The sequence below is a fragment of the Bacillus sp. ISO11 genome (assembly GCF_003458115.1).
In the GTDB taxonomy this organism is placed as follows: Bacteria; Bacillota; Bacilli; order Bacillales; family Bacillaceae_G; genus Bacillus_A; species Bacillus_A cereus.
In genome coordinates this window covers 23,208-41,693 of the sequence record NZ_QXCO01000008.1, presented here as the reverse complement: position 1 = coordinate 41,693, position 18,486 = coordinate 23,208, and the positions used below count along the sequence as shown (strand labels likewise).

Genomic DNA, 18,486 nt, shown 5'->3' with positions numbered 1-18,486 from the left:
ATGGTTGTACAAATATATTCTTTTTTAGAATACGAAGTTAGTAACTGTTACGGGAGAAGGTGGAAGAATGAAACAGTGGCTAGCGGCAATGGAAACATCCGTGCTTGTTATGGGGGCACTTCGATTATTTTCAGGTAGTGCGGAGATATTTGCTGCTTTGCTTATGCTTTATGTGAATGATGCGAAGAAAGCGTTGTTTATAAATGGTATGTTGGCGTTTGTTGGACCTACCGTATTAATTTTAACAATGACAATTGGGATAGCGAGTGTAGCAAGTGAAATTTCTTTCTTGAAGCTCTTTTTTCTAGCGCTTGGAATTTGCTGTATTTTTATCGCATTACTGAAATAGTAAGTCGAGTATAGTGGGGAGAAGCCGATGAAAGAGGTATTAGAAGTTTTACCAAAAACGATGAAGTACTTAATTGAAGAATGTAAGCAATACGATGCTTTAGAGGAAATTCGTGTTCGAATTGGAAGGCCGCTAGAGTGTATTGCACACGGAAAGGTGTTTTTTTATGACTATATCACTACTGCAGAGGATGCTATTTACTTATTGAATAAGTTAAGTCAATTCTCAATTTATACGATGGAAGAGGAATTAAAACGTGGGTATGTGACGCTTCGCGGGGGGCATAGAATCGGGTTAGCAGGAAAAGTTATTACAGAAAAAAGCGCAGTGAAAATGATTCGTGATGTCTCTTCCTTTAATATTCGTATTGCTCGTCAAAAAATAGGGATTGCTGAACCGCTTTTGCCATATTTGTATGAAAAAAGGTGGTTAAACACGATGGTAATTGGCCCTCCCCAAACGGGTAAAACGACACTTTTAAGAGATGTAGCACGTTGCATGAGTCAAGGGGTAAGTGCTTCGGAAATTCCTTCCTGTAAAGTGGGGATCGTTGATGAACGGTCAGAAATTGCTGGTTGTGTGAAAGGGATCCCGCAATATGATTTTGGTACCCGAGTCGATGTGTTAGACGCATGTCCAAAGGCAGAAGGAATGATGATGATGATTCGTTCTATGAGTCCTGATATTTTGATCGTAGATGAAATTGGCCGTAAAGAAGATAGTGAAGCAATTATGGAGGCAGTGCATGCAGGTGTCCAGCTTTTTATAAGCGCACACGGATTTTCCTATGAGGATGTTGTGAGACGTCCATCGCTCAAGGCAGTGCTAGAGCTTGGTATATTTGATAGGTTTGTGGAGTTGTCAAAAGCGAGGGGTCCAGGAACGGTTATGCAGGTGAAAGATAAATATGGAAAACCAGTGTTATCAAATAGAAAGGCTGAGGGCGTATGGTGAAAATATTTGGTGCAGTGTTAATCGTTGCGGTCAGCACCTTTTTCGGGTTTTCGTACGCTAAAAGATACAGTGAGAGACCGAGGCAACTTAGGTTATTAAAATCAGCACTTCAATCATTAGAGGCAGAAATTATGTATGGACACACACCTTTATCTGAGGCTGCCGAGCGATTAGTTAAACAAATGCCAAAGCCATTAAATTGGATATTTCAAAGTTTCGCTAAAAAACTAGAAAGTGGAGAACAAACAGTAAGGGAAGCTTGGATAGATAGTTTGAAAGAGAATTGGAAGTTGACGGCTTTTCAACAAACCGAGTATGAAATACTGCAGCAATTTGGTGAAACGCTCGGGCAACATGATCGTGAATCACAACAAAAACATATTCGCTTATGTATTACACATTTGGAGAGAGAAGAAGAGGAAGCGAAAGCTTTACAACTGCAATACGAAAAAATGATTAAGAGCTTAGGGGTACTAGCAGGGCTACTTATTGTAATTTTACTGCTATAGGGGGGAGAAAGGCGATGTCCATTGATGTTGGATTAATATTTCAAATCGCCGGAATCGGCATTGTTTTAGCTTTCATTCATACTGTACTAAAAGAATTGAAGCGTGAGGATATTGCAAATTGGGTTATCCTTGTCGGTTTTGTCGTCATTTTATTTCATGTTGCATTTTTAATTAATACGCTATTCGACAAGATTAAAAGTGTCTTTCTCTTCCAGTAAAGGAGGCGGTTCGAATCGAAATTATACAAATTGTCGGATTAGGCCTCGTTGCTACGTTTTTAGCTGCTGTTTTGAACCAGCATAAATCTAGTATTACATCTTTATTTATTGTGTTCGTAGGTAGCGTGATGTTTCTTATTTTAATCGATCAAATTCATTCTATTTTACAAATGATTGAGAGAGTAGCGAGTGAAGCGAAAGTTAGCAACGTCTACGTGGAAACGTTACTAAAAATTATTGGAATTGCTTATATTGCCGAGTTTGGAGCTCAAATTACAAAAGATGCTGGTCAAGGTGCCATCGCTTCGAAAATTGAACTTGCTGGGAAAATCTTAATTCTCGTTATGGCAATTCCTATTTTGACGGTTGTAATTGAAACTATTCTCGGATTTTTACCGACGGGATAAGGGGGAGTGAATGTTGAGGAGGTTTGGAGCTAAGCTGCTATTTGCTTGCTTCCTTTTCTTTTCTTTACCGGTTGTTGTACAAGCTTCTCCTGTAGAAACAAACGTCGTTGATCAACAATTGGATAAGCTCGGAATTGAAGATGTGAAGCAATTTTGGGACGGGCTTGTTACAAAATATGGTGGCTATTTGCCAGAGAGTCAAAAAGGGAGTTTTATGGAGTTTGTAAAGGGAGAAAAAGAATTCTCTCTAAAAGAGTGGATGATAGGGTTATTAAAATATTTATTTCATGAGCTTGCAGCTAATGGAAAACTGCTTGGCACACTCATTATGCTCACAATCTTTAGTGCATTGTTGCAATCACTGCAATCCGCTTTTTCAAAAAGTAGTGTAAGTAAAATTGCTGATGCTGTTGTATATATGGTACTTATTATTTTTGCTTTAAATAGTTTTTATGTCGTTATGACATATGCAAGAGAAACGATACAAACAATGGTAGATTTCATATTAGCGCTATTGCCAATTTTATTGGCGCTTATAGCGACTGGTGGCGGGGTTGTATCTGTATCTTTCTTTCATCCGATTATCATTTTCTTAATGAATACAAGCGGGCTTCTTATGAATTATATCGTTCTACCGCTTTTATTACTGGCAACGATATTAAGTATTGTAAGTACAATGAGTGATCAATATAAAGTTACAAAATTGTCCAAGCTTCTGCAAAACGTTAGCGTTGGGATTATCGGTATCTTCTTAACGATTTTTTTAGGGGTATTATCTGTACAAGGAACAGCGACAGCCGTTGCTGATGGCATAGCTGTGAAAACTGCTAAATTTGTAACAGGAAACTTCATTCCAGTAGTTGGAAGGATGTTTACGGAAGCGGCAGATACTGTTATTAGCGCATCAGGATTATTGAAAAACACAGTCGGAATTATTGGGCTCGTCATTTTATGCTTAATTGTTGCTTTTCCTGCGATTCAAATTTTCTGTATTGCATTTATTTATAAATTCGCAGCAGCAGTATTACAACCGGTTGGCGGCGGAGCAATTATTCAATGTTTAGACATTATTGGAAGAAGCATCATTTACGTATTTGCTTGCTTAGCTATCGTATCATTTATGTTCTTTTTAAGTATTACAATTATTATTGCTGCGGGGAATATTACACTTATGATGCGGTAGGAGGTGAAGAGTATGCAATTTGTTACAGAGTGGATCAGAAATATTATCGTTTTTTTGCTCTTAGCGACAATGCTTCATCTTATTCTTCCAAATTCGAATTTGCAAAAATACGTTAAATTTGTTGTAAGTCTTTTGTTAGTCGTATTAATTTTAACACCCCTTTTTAAACTATTGCAGACAGATGTAAATGAAGTAATTGCAAATTTTAATGAAGAAAAGTACGTAGCAGAAGGATCTGTAAAAAATTCAATAGATTCGAAGAAAAAAGAAATACAAGCTCTAACACGTGCATATAGTTTAGAAGAGATGGCTACCAAAATGAAAAAAGAAGTAGGAAAAGAGTTTGAGAAAAAGTATGGTATGGCTGTCTCTGAAATACAAATAGTCGCAGCGGAAAATATAGAAGAAGTAAAGTCAGCGAAAGATATTCAATCTGTTGTTGTGACGTTGAAAGAAAAAGAACGTAGTAAAAATGATGCAATCGAAACAGTAAAGCCAATTGAAATTAACACGAAAGAGCCTCCAAAAAAAGTGGAAGAAACGAATGTAGAAATGAAAGATTTCTTTTCAAGCAGGTGGCAACTAGAGGGTAAACAAATCCAAGTTCAAATGGAAGGGAGGACAGGTAGAGTAAATGGACAATAAAGATAAAAATTCGAAGTTCTCATTTTTTCGAAACTTATTGAATGGGAATCAAAAAGAAAGCAACGAGAAGGGTAAAAAGGTAACACCTAAGTTTTTACTTGTCCTACTCATACTTGGAATTTTGCTTATGTTTTCTAGTAGTCTCTTTTCAAGTAAAAAAGAAGAAGTACCTGTATTTAAAGAACAAAAAACTCAAAACCAAGAAAAAGACGTACCAACTTTCGGACAAAAAAGTAATGATAGTATGTCAAATGTAGAAAAATATGAAAAAGCGTATGAACAAGAATTAAAAACTGCTTTAGAAGAAATAGCAGGAGTAAAAGACGTAACGATTAAAGTGAATTTAGATTCATCTGAAGAAAAAATTTTAGAAAAAAATACAGTGAAACGCTCACAAACAACAGGTGAAACAGATAAAACAGGCGGTAAGAGAGAAGTAGAGGACGAGTCTCTTGATGAAAAGACTGTCATTATACGTGAAGGGGATAAAGAAACTCCTGTTGTTTTACGAACAGAGAAGCCGAAAGTACGTGGTGTTCTTGTCGTAGCAAAGGGAGTGGATAATATACAAGTTAAAGCAATGGTAAAAGAAGCTGTGATAAGGCTGCTAGATGTACCGGCCCATCGCGTTTCAGTTTCACCGAAAAATTGATAGGGAGGAAATAAAGTGTTAAAAAAACAAACAGTTTGGTTATTAACGATGTTAAGTTTAGTTGTTGTACTATCTGTGTATTACGTGACAACTCCTGACAAAATGAATACAGCATCGCCAGCAACAGGTGAAAAGATTGGACAAGAAAAACAAGGTACTGATAAAGCAGTAACAAACGAAGCGCCTAAAGAAACTCCGAAAAAAGAAAATACAAGCAAAGAAACAACAAATAAAGAAACAGACAAAAAAGAAAATGCAAAAAAAGAAACAAGTAAAAAAGAGGGCAATGTATCAGTTCAATCAAGTGATGAGAATTTCACAGCTTTACGTATGCAAATGGAAGATCAGCGAAGTGAACAAAAAGCAAAATTACAAGAAGTGATGAGTTCAACAAAAGCTTCAGCAACAGAAAAGAATAAAGCGAAAGAAAATTTTGATGCCATTACGACAATGGAAACGAAGCAAGAATTACTTGAGACAGTAATTAAATCTCAAGGAGGATATCCAGATGCTCTTGTAAGAGCTGATGGTACTGATATTAGAGTAACGGTTAAAGCGGCAAAACATTCACAGAAAGAAGCAAATAAAATTATTCAACTTGTAAGAAGTGAAGGCGGATCAAAAGATGTAGGTGTGAAATTTGATCCACCAGCGAAATAAGTGAAACCTTAATCCGTAGGGATTTCCCTACGGATTATTATCTTTTACTAAGCAAAGGGTATGCAAATAGTAAAAAGAGTATGTAAGTACGTGTGAATAGAAAAAAGCTATCATTTTCGATAGCTTTTTTCTATTGCGTCTTTGTAATTATTTTTACTATGTTCAGCTCGGAATGGAGAAACACGTTGTGAGTAAAAGATTAATGGTTCATGGTACTGATGATTACTTTTTCCGGATTTGACGTGGATGCAAAGAACGCATGCCCAAACGATTACAGCAGGTAAAAAGAGAATGAGCCATATCATATTTCCACACCTCGACACAATATATTTTCTACACTTTGAACATACTATTCTTATATGAAGGAATGATGAACGGTGTGTAAACAAAAAAAATATTTGGTAAAAATATGTTATTGACTATAGGTGTGGTGAAGAGTGAAGAGGGAATGGCATGTTTGCTGTGTAACGTTTTGAAAAAGTAGTGAATGTTTTTTAAGAAGTGGTCTTGCCAATTTCGTGTGAAACTTGGTATTATTACTAGGTATTAAATTTTTATTGGAATAATATTTTTACAGGAGTTTCGATTTATTATAAAGAAATATAAATTGGAATGTTTAAAAAATTTATCGTAAGATGGAAATAGTAAATATTTCTATTAGTTAATGAAATATATTTTCTAATAGAATACATCGTATTTTTACAGTCAATCTAGTTTTCGTGACGAGAATCTGTAAAAACGGGACAAACAAGAGTATGGGAGTGGATTTTACATGTTTAAAATTCAAGAAGTTCGCGAATTAATTAAATTAATTGATAGCTCTAATATTGATGAATTTGAATACAAAAAAGACGGTACAACAATCAAAATGAAAAAGCGTGGTAATGAAGTTGTTGCTGTGCAAGCACCTGCAGCAAAACAAGCTATGCAACCAGTAGCGCCTGTTGAAGTTGAAACGAAAGTAGCAGCAGCACAAGCAGAAGCGCCAAAACAAGAAGAGAAGAAGGCTGTTCAAAATGAAAACCTACATAAAATCACATCACCGATGGTAGGTACATTCTATTCTTCTTCTTCGCCAGATACACCTCCATATGTAAGTGTTGGGGATAGAGTATCGAAAGATTCTATCGTGTGTATTGTCGAGGCTATGAAGTTATTTAACGAAATTGATGCTGATGTAGAGGGCGAAATTGTTGAAATTCTTGTTAATAACGGACAGCTTGTTGAGTATGGACAACCGCTATTTCTTGTAAAAGCGTAATAAGGGAGTCTTTGTGATGATAAAAAAAGTATTAATAGCCAATCGTGGGGAAATTGCTGTACGAATTATTCGTGCTTGTAAAGAAATGGATATTGAAACAGTTGCAATTTATTCAGAAGCAGATAAAGAGTCACTTCACGTACAGATTGCAGACGAGGCGTATTGTGTAGGACCAACGATTTCGAAAGAAAGCTATTTAAATTTGACGAACATTATTAGCGTTGCGAAGTTAACAGGCTGCGATGCTATTCATCCGGGATACGGATTTTTAGCAGAGAATGCAGATTTCGCAGAATTATGCCGTGAATGTAACTTGATTTTTATCGGTCCAAGTCCAGAAGCTATTTCAAAGATGGGCACAAAAGACGTTGCTCGTGATACAATGAAAGAAGCAGGGGTTCCGATTGTACCAGGTTCACAAGGGATTATTAAAAATACCGAAGAAGCGATCGAGCTTGCTAATCAAATTGGATATCCAGTTATTATTAAAGCGACTGCAGGTGGCGGTGGAAAAGGTATTCGTGTTGCACGCCATGAAGAAGAGCTTATAAAAGGAATTCAAATTACACAGCAAGAAGCTAGTACCGCTTTTGGGAACCCTGGTGTATACTTAGAAAAGTACGTTGAAGATTTCCGCCATGTTGAGATTCAAATAATGGCAGATACACACGGAAATGCCATTCATTTAGGAGAGCGTGATTGTACAATTCAGCGCCGTTTGCAAAAACTACTAGAAGAAAGTCCATCACCTGCACTTGATGAAGATATTCGCAAGCAGATGGGTGAAGCGGCAGTTAAAGCGGCGGTAGCGGTTGATTATACAGGTGCTGGTACGGTTGAGTTTATTTATGAATATAAAACGAAAACCTTTTATTTCATGGAGATGAATACGAGAATTCAGGTTGAGCATCCGGTTACTGAAATGGTAACGGGAATGGACTTAATTAAAGAGCAAATTCTTGTTGCTTCAGGAGAAAAGTTATCGTTACAGCAAGAAGAAGTACAATTTAATGGTTGGGCAATTGAATGTCGAATTAATGCGGAAAACCCTGCCAAAAAATTTATGCCATCTCCAGGTAAAGTAGAAATGTACTTACCACCAGGAGGATTTGGTATTCGCGTCGATTCAGCTGTATATCCGGGATATTCAATCCCACCTTTCTATGATTCGATGGTTGCTAAATTAATTGTTCACGGAAAAACACGTGAAGAGGCAATTGCAAAAATGAAGCGCGCACTTAGTGAATTTGTCATTGAAGGCGTACATACAACAATCCCGTTCCATTTGCAATTGCTAGATCATCCTGATTTTGTAAAAGGTGAGTTTAATACGAAATTTTTGGAAGAGCATGAACTTGTGACGCAGTGATACATTAAAGGAGGTTTTTTTCATGGCTGAACATATGTTAGATATGGGTCAAGATACAACTCTTGGTAAAGTAGAAATTGCACCAGAAGTAATTGAAGTAATTGCAGGTATTGCAGCTGCTGAAGTAGAAGGTGTAGCGGCAATGCGCGGTAATTTTGCTACAGATGTTGTTGAGAAGTTAGGTAAGAAAAATCATGGTAAAGGTGTAAAGGTTGAATTAGCAAACGAAGATATTATCGTTGACCTTTATGTTGTAATGTATTTTGGTGTAGCAATTCCAGTTGTTGCACAAAAGATTCAAGACAATATTCGCCAAGCACTCTTTACAATGACAGGACTTGAGCCAAAAGAAGTGAATGTTCACATCGTTGGCGTAACATTCGAAACACAAAAAACAGAAATCGAACCAGTGTAAGAATGAAAAGGTGCCTAGTAACATAGGCATCTTTTTTATCGTTTCATTTCTTCACAAATTACAACCCTCTAATTATTATACTATTTCAAAAAATAAGAAATAAACAAGAAAATGTGTCGTTTTTCCAAAAAACGTACATTGTGATAAGATATGGAACTTGAAGTTAATCTTTTTATTATTTTTCAGCCTTGTAACCCGTGTGTGAAACGATAAATTGTGTTATTATCATTGTATTATAAGGTTGGAAAATCAATGAAAACTGTAAGAGTAAGTGAATTGACGGCTTATAAATTATAATAATATAACAAAGTATAAGGAAAGACTTGAAGCATAAAGGAGAGTTACAATGAAACGTAGGACGGCTAGAGAAAGAGCAATGCAAGCATTATACCAAATGGATATTACAGGTGAATTAGAACCGAAAGTAGCAGTGGAAAACACGCTGGATGAAGGCGAAGAAACAAATGAGTTTCTAGAGTCACTTGTAGTAGGTTTTGTAGAAAATAAAGAAGCAATCGATGAAGCGATTCGTCAAAACTTAAAAAAGTGGAAGCTTGAGCGTATTAGTATTGTTGATCGCAGTATTTTACGTGTAGCTGTGTATGAAATGAAGTACATGGAAGAAATTCCACACAACGTAACAATTAACGAAGCAATTGAAATTGCAAAAACATTTGGGGATGAGGAATCTCGTCGTTTTATTAACGGCGTTTTATCTAATATAAAAGATACACTGTAAATTCTTTAAGGGGGAATCTTAAAATGGTAGCAGTAATCATCAAAGGAAATGAAGTTGCGGAGAAAAAACGAGCACAATTAACAGAAGAAGTTGTGAAGTTGAAAGAGCAAGGTATTGTACCAGGATTAGCAGTTATTTTAGTTGGAGAAGATCCAGCATCTCGTTCTTATGTGAAAGGAAAAGAAAAAGGCTGTGAACAAGTAGGGATTTACTCAGAGCTAATTGAACTTCCTGAAACAATTACTGAGGAACGTTTGCTTGCTGAAATCGATCGCTTAAATGGCGATGACCGTATTAATGGCATATTAGTGCAATTACCTTTACCAAAACATATTGAAGAAAAAGCTATCATTGAAAGAATTTCACCAGAAAAGGATGTAGACGGATTTCACCCAATCAGCGTGGGACGTATGATGACGGGACAAGATACATTCCTTCCATGTACACCGCATGGTATTGTAGAATTAGTAAAAGAAACAAATCTTGATATTTCTGGAAAACATGTAGTAGTAATTGGAAGAAGTAATATTGTCGGTAAACCAGTGGGACAATTGTTTTTAAATGAAAATGCCACTGTAACATATTGTCATTCTAAGACGCAAAATATGAAAGAGTTATCGAAGTTAGCTGATATTTTAATCGTAGCTGTTGGACGACCTAAAATGATAACAGCGGATTATATTAAAGAAGGAGCGGTTGTAATTGACGTTGGTGTTAACCGTTTAGAAACAGGAAAACTTTGTGGTGATGTTGACTTTGACAACGTGTTAGATGTTGCGGGTTACATTACACCTGTGCCAAAGGGTGTTGGTCCAATGACAATCACAATGCTTCTTCATAATACTGTTGAATCTGCCAAACGTGCAGGTGTCGTTTGTAAATAATTTGAGTCGGCTATGAGGAGAGAGAAATGGAGAAGCAATATTTAACCGTTACAGCGTTAACACGCTATATAAAAACAAAAATAGAATATGATCCGCATTTGCAGTCTGTTTGGTTAAAAGGTGAAATTTCCAACTTTAAAAATCATAGCCGTGGCCACATGTATTTTACATTGAAAGATGAAAATGCAAGAATCGCAGCGGTTATGTTTGCGGGCCATAATCGTAATATTAAATTCAAACCTGAAAATGGGATGAAGGTACTCGTGAAAGGGAAAATCTCTGTTTACGAGGCGAGTGGTTCTTATCAAATTTATATTCAAGACATGCAGCCTGACGGAGTCGGGAATTTACATTTAGCGTACGAACAGTTAAAAGTTCGTTTAGAAGAAGAAGGACTTTTTTCTCAAGTTTATAAAAAAGCGATTCCTCCTTACGCTAAAACAATAGGTGTGATTACGTCGCCAACAGGAGCAGCGATTCGTGATATTATAACAACGATTAAACGTCGTTATCCAATTGGGAATGTTATTGTATTTCCGGTACTTGTACAAGGGGAGTCAGCGGCTCCCTCGATTGTACAAGCGATTCGTACAGCGAATGAAATGGGAGAGATAGATGTACTAATCGTTGGTCGTGGTGGAGGTTCTATTGAGGAATTATGGGCTTTCAATGAGGAAATGGTTGCAAGAGCAATCTTTAAGAGTGAAATTCCTATTATTTCGGCAGTAGGCCATGAAACGGATTTTACAATCGCAGATTTTGTTGCAGATTTACGCGCGCCAACACCGACTGCAGCAGCTGAGCTGGCAGCACCTAACATTATAGAGTTACAAGAAAAGGTATTACAAAGAACTCTGAGATTGCAAAGAGCAATGAGAGAGTTAGTACATAAAAAAGAAGAAAAACTACAAGTGTTGCAAAAATCGTATGCGTTCCGTTATCCAAGACAAGTATATGAGCAAAAGGAAGAGCAATTAGATAGAGCGCTAGAACAGCTTGTTTTAGCGAAAGAGCGCTATATTGATAAAAAGGTGAATCAGTTAAAGCAACTTTCATTTTATTTAGAGAAGCACCACCCATCTCAAAAAATTATGCAAACGAAGGTAGCTGTTGAAACGTTGCAAAAGCAATTACAACGTGAAATGCAAACGTTACTTCAAACGAAAGAATTTGCCTTTGTAAGAGCTGCTCAAAAACTTGAAGCGTTAAGTCCGCTTAAAGTAATGATGAGAGGGTACGGGCTTGTATATGATGAAGAGAAGCAAGTGTTAAAAAGTGTGAAAGATGTAAGCCTTGGAGATGCTGTTTCAGTTCAATTACAAGATGGAATACTAGATTGTAGCGTATCAGGCATAGAGGAGCGTGAATTGAATAATGGAAAATAAATTAAGCTTTGAAGAGGCAATTTCGCAACTTGAGCATCTTGTTTCTAAGCTAGAACAAGGTGACGTACCTTTAGAAGAAGCGATTTCTTATTTTAAAGAAGGTATGGAATTATCTAAGCTTTGTGATGAGAAGCTGAAGAATGTACAAGAACAAATGGCAGTTATTCTTGGGGAAGATGGAGAGCTTGAACCGTTTACTGCTTTAGGAGATGAAGCATAGTGACGATTGCTTTTGATACTTTTTTGAAAGAAAGTAAAACTTTCGTAGAAGAAAAACTTGTAAGCTATGCAAATGAATTACAATGTCCAAATGTACTTCGTGAAGCGATGGCATATTCTTTGGAAGCGGGTGGAAAACGTCTCCGCCCGTTACTTTTGTTTGCAACATTACAAGCGTTTGGGAAAGAAAGAAATCTTGGAGTAGGTGCAGCTTGTGCTCTTGAAATGATTCATACATATTCGTTAGTTCATGATGATTTACCTTGTATGGATGATGATGATTTAAGAAGAGGAAAGCCCACAAATCACAAAGTATTTGGTGAAGCGATGGCAGTTTTAGCAGGAGATGGCTTATTGACATATGCTTTTCAAGTTATTATGGCATATGAGCAAAAAGAAATTTCTGCTGAAAAAAAAGTAAGACTTGTACTTGAACTCGCAAAAGCAGCAGGACCAGAAGGAATGGTCGGCGGACAAGTGGCAGATATGGAAGCGGAAGGGAAACGCCTTACGATTGATGAATTGGAGTACATCCATAAACATAAGACCGGAAAACTGCTTGAATTTGCTGTACTTGCGGGTGCGATACTTTCTGATGCGACAGAAGAGCAAGAAGAAAAGTTGCTTACGTTTGCCAAATATATCGGTCTAGCTTTCCAAATTCGAGATGATATTTTAGATGTCGAAGGAACTGAAGAAGAGATTGGAAAACCGATTGGTAGCGATCTTTCTAATGAAAAGAGCACATATACAACGTTGTTTACTGTAGATAGAGCAAAGGATATTTTAGAAGAAACAATTGCAGAAGCAAAAGGTGCGATTAGTTCCTTGCAATTACAAGATGAATATTTACTATCTATTTGTGATTTGATTGCAAAACGTAATAACTAATATAACAGCGTTTTCATTTGTTGAGTCATTCATCATTTTATGATATAAATGTAGGAAAAGGTTTTTCTTTTCTTGTTATTGGCAAAAATATATGTAGATTACATTGCCGTTATCACTTCGTGTTAGCGGCTATTTTTTTCATCGCCTAAAGAAATATGGTTTATAATAGGATTAGGGCGCAATAGACTGGTTAATAGCGGGACAAGACGAAAAATAGAAAAGAGAATTTCTTGTTTTGTGTAAATGTTTTTTATAATATTTGACATGTTGACAGATTATGAAATGAAAGTGAGTGATCCATGTGGATCTAACGCAAATTCAAAACCCTAGTTTTTTGAAAGATATGTCTATCAGTGAACTAGAGGGATTGAGTGAGGATATTCGTAAGTTTTTAATTGAAGAGCTCTCTCAAACAGGTGGACATATTGCACCTAATTTAGGTGTAGTAGAACTCACAATTGCTCTGCACAAATTATTTGATAGCCCGCAAGATAAATTTTTATGGGATGTAGGACATCAATCCTATGTACATAAAATTTTAACTGGACGTGCGAAAGAGTTTGGTACATTAAGGCAATATCAAGGTCTATGTGGTTTCCCGAAACGTTGCGAGAGTGAGCACGATGTATGGGAAACTGGTCATAGCTCGACTTCGTTATCGGCTGCAATGGGAATGGCTCTGGCACGTGATTTAAAGAAAACGAAAGAATATGTTATACCAATTATTGGAGATGGTGCTTTAACAGGCGGAATGGCTTTAGAGGCATTGAACCATATTGGACATGAAAAAACAGACATGATTGTTATTTTGAATGATAATGAAATGTCAATTGCACCAAACGTTGGTGCGCTTCATAATGTGCTCGGTCGTTTACGTACCGCAGGAAAATATCACTGGGTAAAAGATGAATTAGAGTATATATTAAAGAAAATCCCAGCAGTTGGTGGGAAAGTGGCTGCGACAGCAGAGAAAATAAAAGATAGTCTTAAATATTTACTAGTATCTGGTGTCTTTTTCGAAGAGTTAGGCTTTACATATTTAGGTCCAGTCGATGGGCATGATTATGAAAAGTTATTCGAAACGTTGCAATATGCAAAGAAAACAAAAGGCCCAGTGCTTGTTCACGTTATTACGAAAAAAGGAAAAGGTTATAAACCGGCTGAGAGTGACGTTATTGGAACTTGGCATGGAACAGGACCTTATAAAATTGAATCAGGTGACTTCGTTAAGCCGAAAGAAGTTGCACCAGCATGGAGTGCTGTCGTTAGTGAAACAGTACTTAAGCTAGCGAGAGCGGATGAGCGTATCGTAGCAATTACACCTGCAATGCCTGTTGGATCAAAACTTGAGAAATTCCAAAAAGAATTCCCAGATCGTATGATTGATGTAGGTATTGCAGAACAGCATGCTACAACAATGGCAGCAGGTATGGCAACGCAAGGAATGAAGCCATTCTTAGCGATTTATTCAACATTTTTACAAAGAGCATATGACCAAGTTGTTCATGATATATGCCGCCAAAATTTAAATGTTTTCATCGGAATAGATCGCTCGGGATTAGTAGGAGCAGATGGTGAAACGCATCAAGGCGTATTTGATATCTCATTCTTACGTCACTTGCCGAATATGGTGCTTATGATGCCGAAAGATGAAAATGAAGGGCAACATTTAGTTTATACGGCGATGCAATATGAAGATGGACCAATCGCATTGCGTTATGCTCGCGGTAATGGACTTGGCGTTCATATGGATAAAGAATTAAAGGCGATTCCAATCGGTACGTGGGAGACGTTAAAAGAGGGTACACAAGCAGCTATTTTAACGTTTGGTACGACAATACCAATGGCAATGGAAGCAGCTGAGCGTCTTGAAAAAGCTGGGGTTTCAGTGAAAGTAGTGAATGCTCGCTTTATTAAACCAATGGATGAAGCATATTTACATGATCTTCTAGGAAAGAATATACCGATTTTAACGATTGAAGAAGCTTGTTTAATCGGTGGTTTTGGAACAGGAGTAGTTGAATTTGCATCTGAAAATGGTTACCATAGTGCATTAGTTGAACGAATGGGTATTCCAGATCGCTTCATAGAGCACGGAAGTGTAACAAAATTATTAGAAGAAATTGGTTTAACGACAGATGCTGTTGTAGACCGTATTCATACAATGATTCCATCAAAACAAAAAAGGGCGTAACAAATGAGCGTAAAAAAAGAAAGAGTAGATGTACTATTAGTAGAGCGAGGACTTATAGAAACGCGTGAGAAAGCAAAGCGCGCCATTATGGCCGGACTCGTATATGCAAATGAGATGAGACTTGATAAGCCAGGAGAGAAAATCTCGCAAGATACTGAGATTACGGTGAAGGGACAAGTTATGCCGTATGTAAGTCGTGGTGGTTATAAACTTGAAAAGGCATTAGAGACATTTCATCTTGATTTACAAGATAAAGTTATGATAGATATTGGTTCATCAACTGGTGGCTTTACAGATTGCGCGCTTCAAAATGGAGCGAAATTATCTTATGCATTAGATGTAGGATACAATCAACTAGCGTGGAAATTACGTCAAGATGAGCGTGTTGTTGTAATGGAACGAACAAACTTCCGTTACGTGACACCAGCAGACTTAGAACGTGGTTTACCTCAATTTGCAAGTATTGATGTTTCATTTATATCATTAAAGCTTATACTGCCAGTTTTAAAAACAATGCTTATGCCTAACGGAGATGTAGCAGCGTTAATTAAACCGCAGTTTGAAGCTGGAAGAGAGCAAGTTGGGAAAAAAGGTATCGTTCGTGATAGAAAAGTACATGAAGCTGTTGTAGAAATGATTGTCGAGTTTGCTTTAAAAGAAGGCTATGATGTGGAAGGTTTAACATTCTCACCAATTACGGGTGGGGATGGTAATATTGAATTTTTAATTCATCTGAAATGGCATGGTGAACGTGAGAATGGCGAAAATCATTCTCCGATTTCTATAGAGCAAGTTGTTACAGAAGCGCATGACGTTCTAAAACAAAAAGGGAAAGGGGAATAACATATGTTGTTCCTCTTTTTGCTGTAATTGTATAATGATTGTAAAAACAATTGTGTACAAGAAACGAATTATAAGTTAACATAAATAAGTGAAGTATACCAATGTTTAAACTATGGTAAGAGATAGTGTGAGGTGCAAATGTATGAATAAAGGTCAGCGCCATATTAAAATCAGGGAAATTATTGCAAACAAAGAAATTGAAACACAAGATGAATTAGTTGATATTTTACGTAATGAGGGATTTAATGTAACGCAAGCAACAGTATCGCGCGATATTAAAGAACTGCACTTAGTGAAGGTGCCATTACATGATGGGCGCTATAAATATAGCTTGCCAGCAGATCAACGATTTAACCCGTTACAAAAATTAAAACGAAATCTAGTGGATTCATTTGTAAAATTAGACACGGCAGGACATATGCTTGTGCTAAAAACATTGCCTGGTAACGCTCATTCACTTGGAGCACTTATTGATCATTTAGAGTGGGATGAGATCATCGGAACCATCTGTGGTGATGATACTTGCTTAATTATTTGCCGTACACCTGACGATACAGGTGTTGTCTCTGATCGTTTCTTAAATATGTTGTAACAAAAAATCTTGTTTGCTTTCCATCGTAAAGTGGAAAGTGAACAAGATATTTTTATTGGTTAAAAATATGAATTTTCAATTGTAATATAATATTTTGTTTGCATAAAGTTAAAAAATAGATGGATTGACCCGTAAAACAAATGTTTGGTACAATGAAGCGGGTTAGAAGAGTATATACATACAAATATATATCATGATTATTTGAATGAAGAACTGAGAAAATCCTTTAGTAAGGGATTATTTTATAACGAGGTGAATGGGGCATTGTTATCGGAATTATCGATTAGAAACTTTGCTATTATTGAAGCATTAAATATTTCTTTTCAAAAAGGTTTAACGGTTTTAAGCGGTGAAACAGGGGCCGGAAAATCGATTATTATTGATGCAATTAGTTTACTTGTAGGTGGCCGTGGGTCAGCAGAATTTGTTCGATATGGAACAGAAAAGGCTGAGATTGAAGGGCTATTTTATGTTGAAGATGAGAAGCATCCATGTATTGAAAAGGCAGAAGAGTTAGATATAGAAATAGAAGATGGTATGATTATTTTAAAGCGTGATATTGCTGCGAACGGGAAGAGTGTATGTCGTGTAAATGGGAAGCTTGTTACACTTAGCATATTAAAAGAAATTGGGAAAACACTTGTTGATATTCATGGACAGCACGAAACGCAAGATTTAATGAATGAAGAACGACATCTGTTTATGCTTGATCACTTTGATGGGGATCGAATCGTTAAACAATTAGACATATATCAAAACGTATACGCTGACTATGAAAAATTAAAAAAACAATTGAAATCGTTAAGTGAAAATGAGCAACAAATGGCACATCGCTTAGATTTAATTCAATTTCAGCACGAGGAAATTCGCAAGGCGGATTTAAAGATGGATGAAGAAAATGAATTAACTGAGGAACGATTGCAAATTTCTAATTTTGAAAAGATTTATAAAGCGTTAGGTGATGCATATCGTTCTTTAAGTGCCGACGGACAAGGATTAGATAATGTAAGAAGTGCAATGGGGCAAATGGAAAGTATTACACATTTAGATGAAGTGTATCAAGAGAATCATGATTCAATTGCAAATAGCTATTACTTATTAGAAGAGGTTGCCTATCAACTGAGGGAAAAGCTCGATATGATGGAATATGATCCAAATCGTTTAGATGAAATTGAAACACGTTTGAATGAAATTCGTATGCTAAAGAGAAAATATGGAAATAATGTAGAAGAGATTTTAGCGTATGCTGATAAAATTGAACAGGAAATTTTTACGATTGAAAATAAAGACGTTCATATTGAAACGACGAAGAAACAGTTGAAGGAATTAGAAAGTGTTATTATGAAAGAAGCAACGTTGTTAAGTAATATGCGTCATGAGCTTGCAGAACACCTTACAAATGCAATTCATCAGGAATTAAAAGAATTATATATGGAAAAAACGAAATTTGAAGTGAGAATTATGAAGAGAGAAGGAAATGCAGAAGAGCCCCTTGTGGAAGGTGCGCCGGTAAGACTTACGGCGGATGGTTACGATCATGTGGAATTTTATATTTCAACGAACCCAGGAGAGCCGCTAAAACCACTTTCAAAGGTTGCTTCTGGCGGAGAGTTATCTCGTATCATTTTAGCTTTAAAAAGCATTTTTTCTAAGCATCAAGGGGTTGCATCTGTTATTTTTGATGAAGTGGATACGGGTGTAAGTGGCCGGGTCGCACAGGCTATTGCGGAAAAAATTTATCGAGTATCAGTAAACTCGCAAGTACTTTGTATTACGCACTTACCTCAAGTAGCTTCAATGGCGGATTCACATTTATTTATTCGAAAACAAGTAGCGAATGATCGGACAATTACATCAGTTACTGTTTTAACTATGGAGGATAAAGTAACAGAAATAGCTCGAATGATTTCTGGTGTGGAAATCACAGATTTAACGACAGAGCATGCGAAAGAATTACTTACGCAAGCGCATCATTTTAAACAGACAGCAGAGGCTATCCAGTAATGGATAGCTTTTTTTCTCAAATGACGATTTCTTAATTCTTCCGGTTATAAATAAAGCACTGCAAGGAGAGATTAAAAAGTGAAGCCAAGAGGCTGAATGTGGGGTAGGAGCGA

22 protein-coding genes are annotated in these 18,486 nt (G+C 36.6%); 21 read left to right on the top strand and 1 reads right to left on the bottom strand.

The features are described from left to right. The first annotated feature begins 67 nt into the window (after positions 1-67). From D1166_RS10580 to D1166_RS10540, 9 genes are read left to right on the top strand one after another with little or no spacing between them, the layout of a single operon-like run. A complete protein-coding gene (locus D1166_RS10580) occupies positions 68-349 on the top strand; it encodes a YqhV family protein (protein WP_000816050.1) in 282 nt (93 codons plus the stop codon). A gap of 27 nt (positions 350-376) precedes the next feature. Beyond that, positions 377-1,303: a stage III sporulation protein AA gene (gene spoIIIAA, locus D1166_RS10575; protein WP_000665905.1), complete on the top strand. Its 927-nt coding sequence runs from the start codon at positions 377-379 to the stop codon at positions 1,301-1,303. Then, positions 1,297-1,812, top strand: coding sequence for a stage III sporulation protein SpoIIIAB (spoIIIAB, locus tag D1166_RS10570; RefSeq protein WP_000238702.1), 516 nt, complete (start codon positions 1,297-1,299; stop codon positions 1,810-1,812). Before spoIIIAA ends, spoIIIAB begins: the two co-directional genes overlap by 7 nt. 14 nt (positions 1,813-1,826) lie before the next feature. After that, positions 1,827-2,030 (top strand): stage III sporulation protein AC, encoded by a 204-nt coding sequence (spoIIIAC, locus tag D1166_RS10565; protein ID WP_000020914.1) that lies wholly within the window; start codon positions 1,827-1,829, stop codon positions 2,028-2,030. Between the two features lie 23 nt (positions 2,031-2,053). After that, positions 2,054-2,437: a stage III sporulation protein AD gene (spoIIIAD, locus tag D1166_RS10560; RefSeq protein ID WP_077393170.1), complete on the top strand. Its 384-nt coding sequence runs from the start codon at positions 2,054-2,056 to the stop codon at positions 2,435-2,437. 10 nt (positions 2,438-2,447) lie between these two features. Beyond that, complete coding sequence (gene spoIIIAE / locus D1166_RS10555) at positions 2,448-3,620, top strand: stage III sporulation protein AE (protein ID WP_000946110.1); 1,173 nt, start codon at positions 2,448-2,450, stop codon at positions 3,618-3,620. A 12-nt stretch (positions 3,621-3,632) separates the two neighbouring features. Next, complete coding sequence (gene spoIIIAF, locus D1166_RS10550) at positions 3,633-4,265, top strand: stage III sporulation protein AF (protein WP_001161033.1); 633 nt, start codon at positions 3,633-3,635, stop codon at positions 4,263-4,265. Beyond that, positions 4,255-4,917, top strand: coding sequence for a stage III sporulation protein AG (gene spoIIIAG, locus D1166_RS10545; protein WP_061654470.1), 663 nt, complete (start codon positions 4,255-4,257; stop codon positions 4,915-4,917). Before spoIIIAF ends, spoIIIAG begins: the two co-directional genes overlap by 11 nt. A gap of 15 nt (positions 4,918-4,932) precedes the next feature. Further along, the gene (locus D1166_RS10540) at positions 4,933-5,577 is read left to right on the top strand and encodes a SpoIIIAH-like family protein (RefSeq protein ID WP_000914710.1); all 645 of its coding nucleotides are present in this window, start codon (positions 4,933-4,935) and stop codon (positions 5,575-5,577) included. 110 nt (positions 5,578-5,687) lie between these two features. Here D1166_RS10540 and D1166_RS10535 read toward each other — a convergent pair whose 3' ends face one another. Then, positions 5,688-5,882, bottom strand: coding sequence for a hypothetical protein (locus tag D1166_RS10535; RefSeq protein WP_002101315.1), 195 nt, complete (start codon positions 5,880-5,882; stop codon positions 5,688-5,690). A gap of 467 nt (positions 5,883-6,349) precedes the next feature. On the opposite strand from D1166_RS10535, the gene accB reads away from it, so the two are divergent. From accB to recN, 12 genes are all read left to right on the top strand, one after another. Beyond that, positions 6,350-6,838, top strand: coding sequence for an acetyl-CoA carboxylase biotin carboxyl carrier protein (accB, locus tag D1166_RS10530; RefSeq protein ID WP_000472859.1), 489 nt, complete (start codon positions 6,350-6,352; stop codon positions 6,836-6,838). A 16-nt stretch (positions 6,839-6,854) separates the two neighbouring features. Next, positions 6,855-8,207 (top strand): acetyl-CoA carboxylase biotin carboxylase subunit, encoded by a 1,353-nt coding sequence (accC, locus tag D1166_RS10525; protein ID WP_000592870.1) that lies wholly within the window; start codon positions 6,855-6,857, stop codon positions 8,205-8,207. 22 nt (positions 8,208-8,229) lie between these two features. Continuing rightward, a complete protein-coding gene (locus D1166_RS10520) occupies positions 8,230-8,622 on the top strand; it encodes an Asp23/Gls24 family envelope stress response protein (protein ID WP_000807630.1) in 393 nt (130 codons plus the stop codon). Between the two features lie 346 nt (positions 8,623-8,968). Next, on the top strand, positions 8,969-9,361 hold the full coding sequence (gene nusB / locus D1166_RS10515) for a N utilization substance protein NusB (protein ID WP_000830247.1): 393 nt from the start codon (positions 8,969-8,971) through the stop codon (positions 9,359-9,361). A 23-nt stretch (positions 9,362-9,384) separates the two neighbouring features. Further along, positions 9,385-10,245 carry a bifunctional methylenetetrahydrofolate dehydrogenase/methenyltetrahydrofolate cyclohydrolase FolD gene (gene folD / locus D1166_RS10510; protein WP_000226732.1) on the top strand — a complete coding sequence of 287 codons (861 nt, stop codon included), beginning with the start codon at positions 9,385-9,387 and terminating at the stop codon, positions 10,243-10,245. A gap of 26 nt (positions 10,246-10,271) precedes the next feature. Continuing rightward, on the top strand, positions 10,272-11,630 hold the full coding sequence (gene xseA / locus D1166_RS10505; protein ID WP_000415249.1) for an exodeoxyribonuclease VII large subunit: 1,359 nt from the start codon (positions 10,272-10,274) through the stop codon (positions 11,628-11,630). Continuing rightward, positions 11,620-11,850, top strand: coding sequence for an exodeoxyribonuclease VII small subunit (gene xseB, locus D1166_RS10500; RefSeq protein WP_000428423.1), 231 nt, complete (start codon positions 11,620-11,622; stop codon positions 11,848-11,850). Before xseA ends, xseB begins: the two co-directional genes overlap by 11 nt. Beyond that, positions 11,850-12,740 (top strand): (2E,6E)-farnesyl diphosphate synthase, encoded by an 891-nt coding sequence (gene ispA / locus D1166_RS10495; RefSeq protein ID WP_000150374.1) that lies wholly within the window; start codon positions 11,850-11,852, stop codon positions 12,738-12,740. Before xseB ends, ispA begins: the two co-directional genes overlap by 1 nt. Positions 12,741-13,041: 301 nt before the next feature. Continuing rightward, positions 13,042-14,934 (top strand): 1-deoxy-D-xylulose-5-phosphate synthase, encoded by a 1,893-nt coding sequence (gene dxs / locus D1166_RS10490; RefSeq protein ID WP_000366454.1) that lies wholly within the window; start codon positions 13,042-13,044, stop codon positions 14,932-14,934. Between the two features lie 3 nt (positions 14,935-14,937). Next, the gene (locus tag D1166_RS10485) at positions 14,938-15,777 is read left to right on the top strand and encodes a TlyA family RNA methyltransferase (protein ID WP_000111874.1); all 840 of its coding nucleotides are present in this window, start codon (positions 14,938-14,940) and stop codon (positions 15,775-15,777) included. A 142-nt stretch (positions 15,778-15,919) separates the two neighbouring features. Further along, the gene (argR, locus tag D1166_RS10480; protein WP_001032580.1) at positions 15,920-16,369 is read left to right on the top strand and encodes an arginine repressor ArgR; all 450 of its coding nucleotides are present in this window, start codon (positions 15,920-15,922) and stop codon (positions 16,367-16,369) included. A 264-nt stretch (positions 16,370-16,633) separates the two neighbouring features. Further along, positions 16,634-18,373: a DNA repair protein RecN gene (recN, locus tag D1166_RS10475; protein ID WP_000947765.1), complete on the top strand. Its 1,740-nt coding sequence runs from the start codon at positions 16,634-16,636 to the stop codon at positions 18,371-18,373. Positions 18,374-18,486 lie beyond the last annotated feature (113 nt).

Coding starts and splice junctions, on each gene's coding strand:
- argR (WP_001032580.1), top strand. CDS start 15,920: ATGAATAAAGGTCAGCGCCATATTAAAATCAGGGAAATTATTGCAAAC.
- spoIIIAF (WP_001161033.1), top strand. CDS start 3,633: ATGCAATTTGTTACAGAGTGGATCAGAAATATTATCGTTTTTTTGCTC.
- spoIIIAC (WP_000020914.1), top strand. CDS start 1,827: ATGTCCATTGATGTTGGATTAATATTTCAAATCGCCGGAATCGGCATT.
- D1166_RS10520 (WP_000807630.1), top strand. CDS start 8,230: ATGGCTGAACATATGTTAGATATGGGTCAAGATACAACTCTTGGTAAA.
- xseB (WP_000428423.1), top strand. CDS start 11,620: ATGGAAAATAAATTAAGCTTTGAAGAGGCAATTTCGCAACTTGAGCAT.
- spoIIIAB (WP_000238702.1), top strand. CDS start 1,297: ATGGTGAAAATATTTGGTGCAGTGTTAATCGTTGCGGTCAGCACCTTT.
- xseA (WP_000415249.1), top strand. CDS start 10,272: ATGGAGAAGCAATATTTAACCGTTACAGCGTTAACACGCTATATAAAA.
- D1166_RS10535 (WP_002101315.1), bottom strand. CDS start 5,882: ATGATATGGCTCATTCTCTTTTTACCTGCTGTAATCGTTTGGGCATGC.
- spoIIIAG (WP_061654470.1), top strand. CDS start 4,255: ATGGACAATAAAGATAAAAATTCGAAGTTCTCATTTTTTCGAAACTTA.
- D1166_RS10485 (WP_000111874.1), top strand. CDS start 14,938: ATGAGCGTAAAAAAAGAAAGAGTAGATGTACTATTAGTAGAGCGAGGA.
- accC (WP_000592870.1), top strand. CDS start 6,855: ATGATAAAAAAAGTATTAATAGCCAATCGTGGGGAAATTGCTGTACGA.
- folD (WP_000226732.1), top strand. CDS start 9,385: ATGGTAGCAGTAATCATCAAAGGAAATGAAGTTGCGGAGAAAAAACGA.
- spoIIIAE (WP_000946110.1), top strand. CDS start 2,448: ATGTTGAGGAGGTTTGGAGCTAAGCTGCTATTTGCTTGCTTCCTTTTC.
- accB (WP_000472859.1), top strand. CDS start 6,350: ATGTTTAAAATTCAAGAAGTTCGCGAATTAATTAAATTAATTGATAGC.
- nusB (WP_000830247.1), top strand. CDS start 8,969: ATGAAACGTAGGACGGCTAGAGAAAGAGCAATGCAAGCATTATACCAA.
- D1166_RS10580 (WP_000816050.1), top strand. CDS start 68: ATGAAACAGTGGCTAGCGGCAATGGAAACATCCGTGCTTGTTATGGGG.
- spoIIIAA (WP_000665905.1), top strand. CDS start 377: ATGAAAGAGGTATTAGAAGTTTTACCAAAAACGATGAAGTACTTAATT.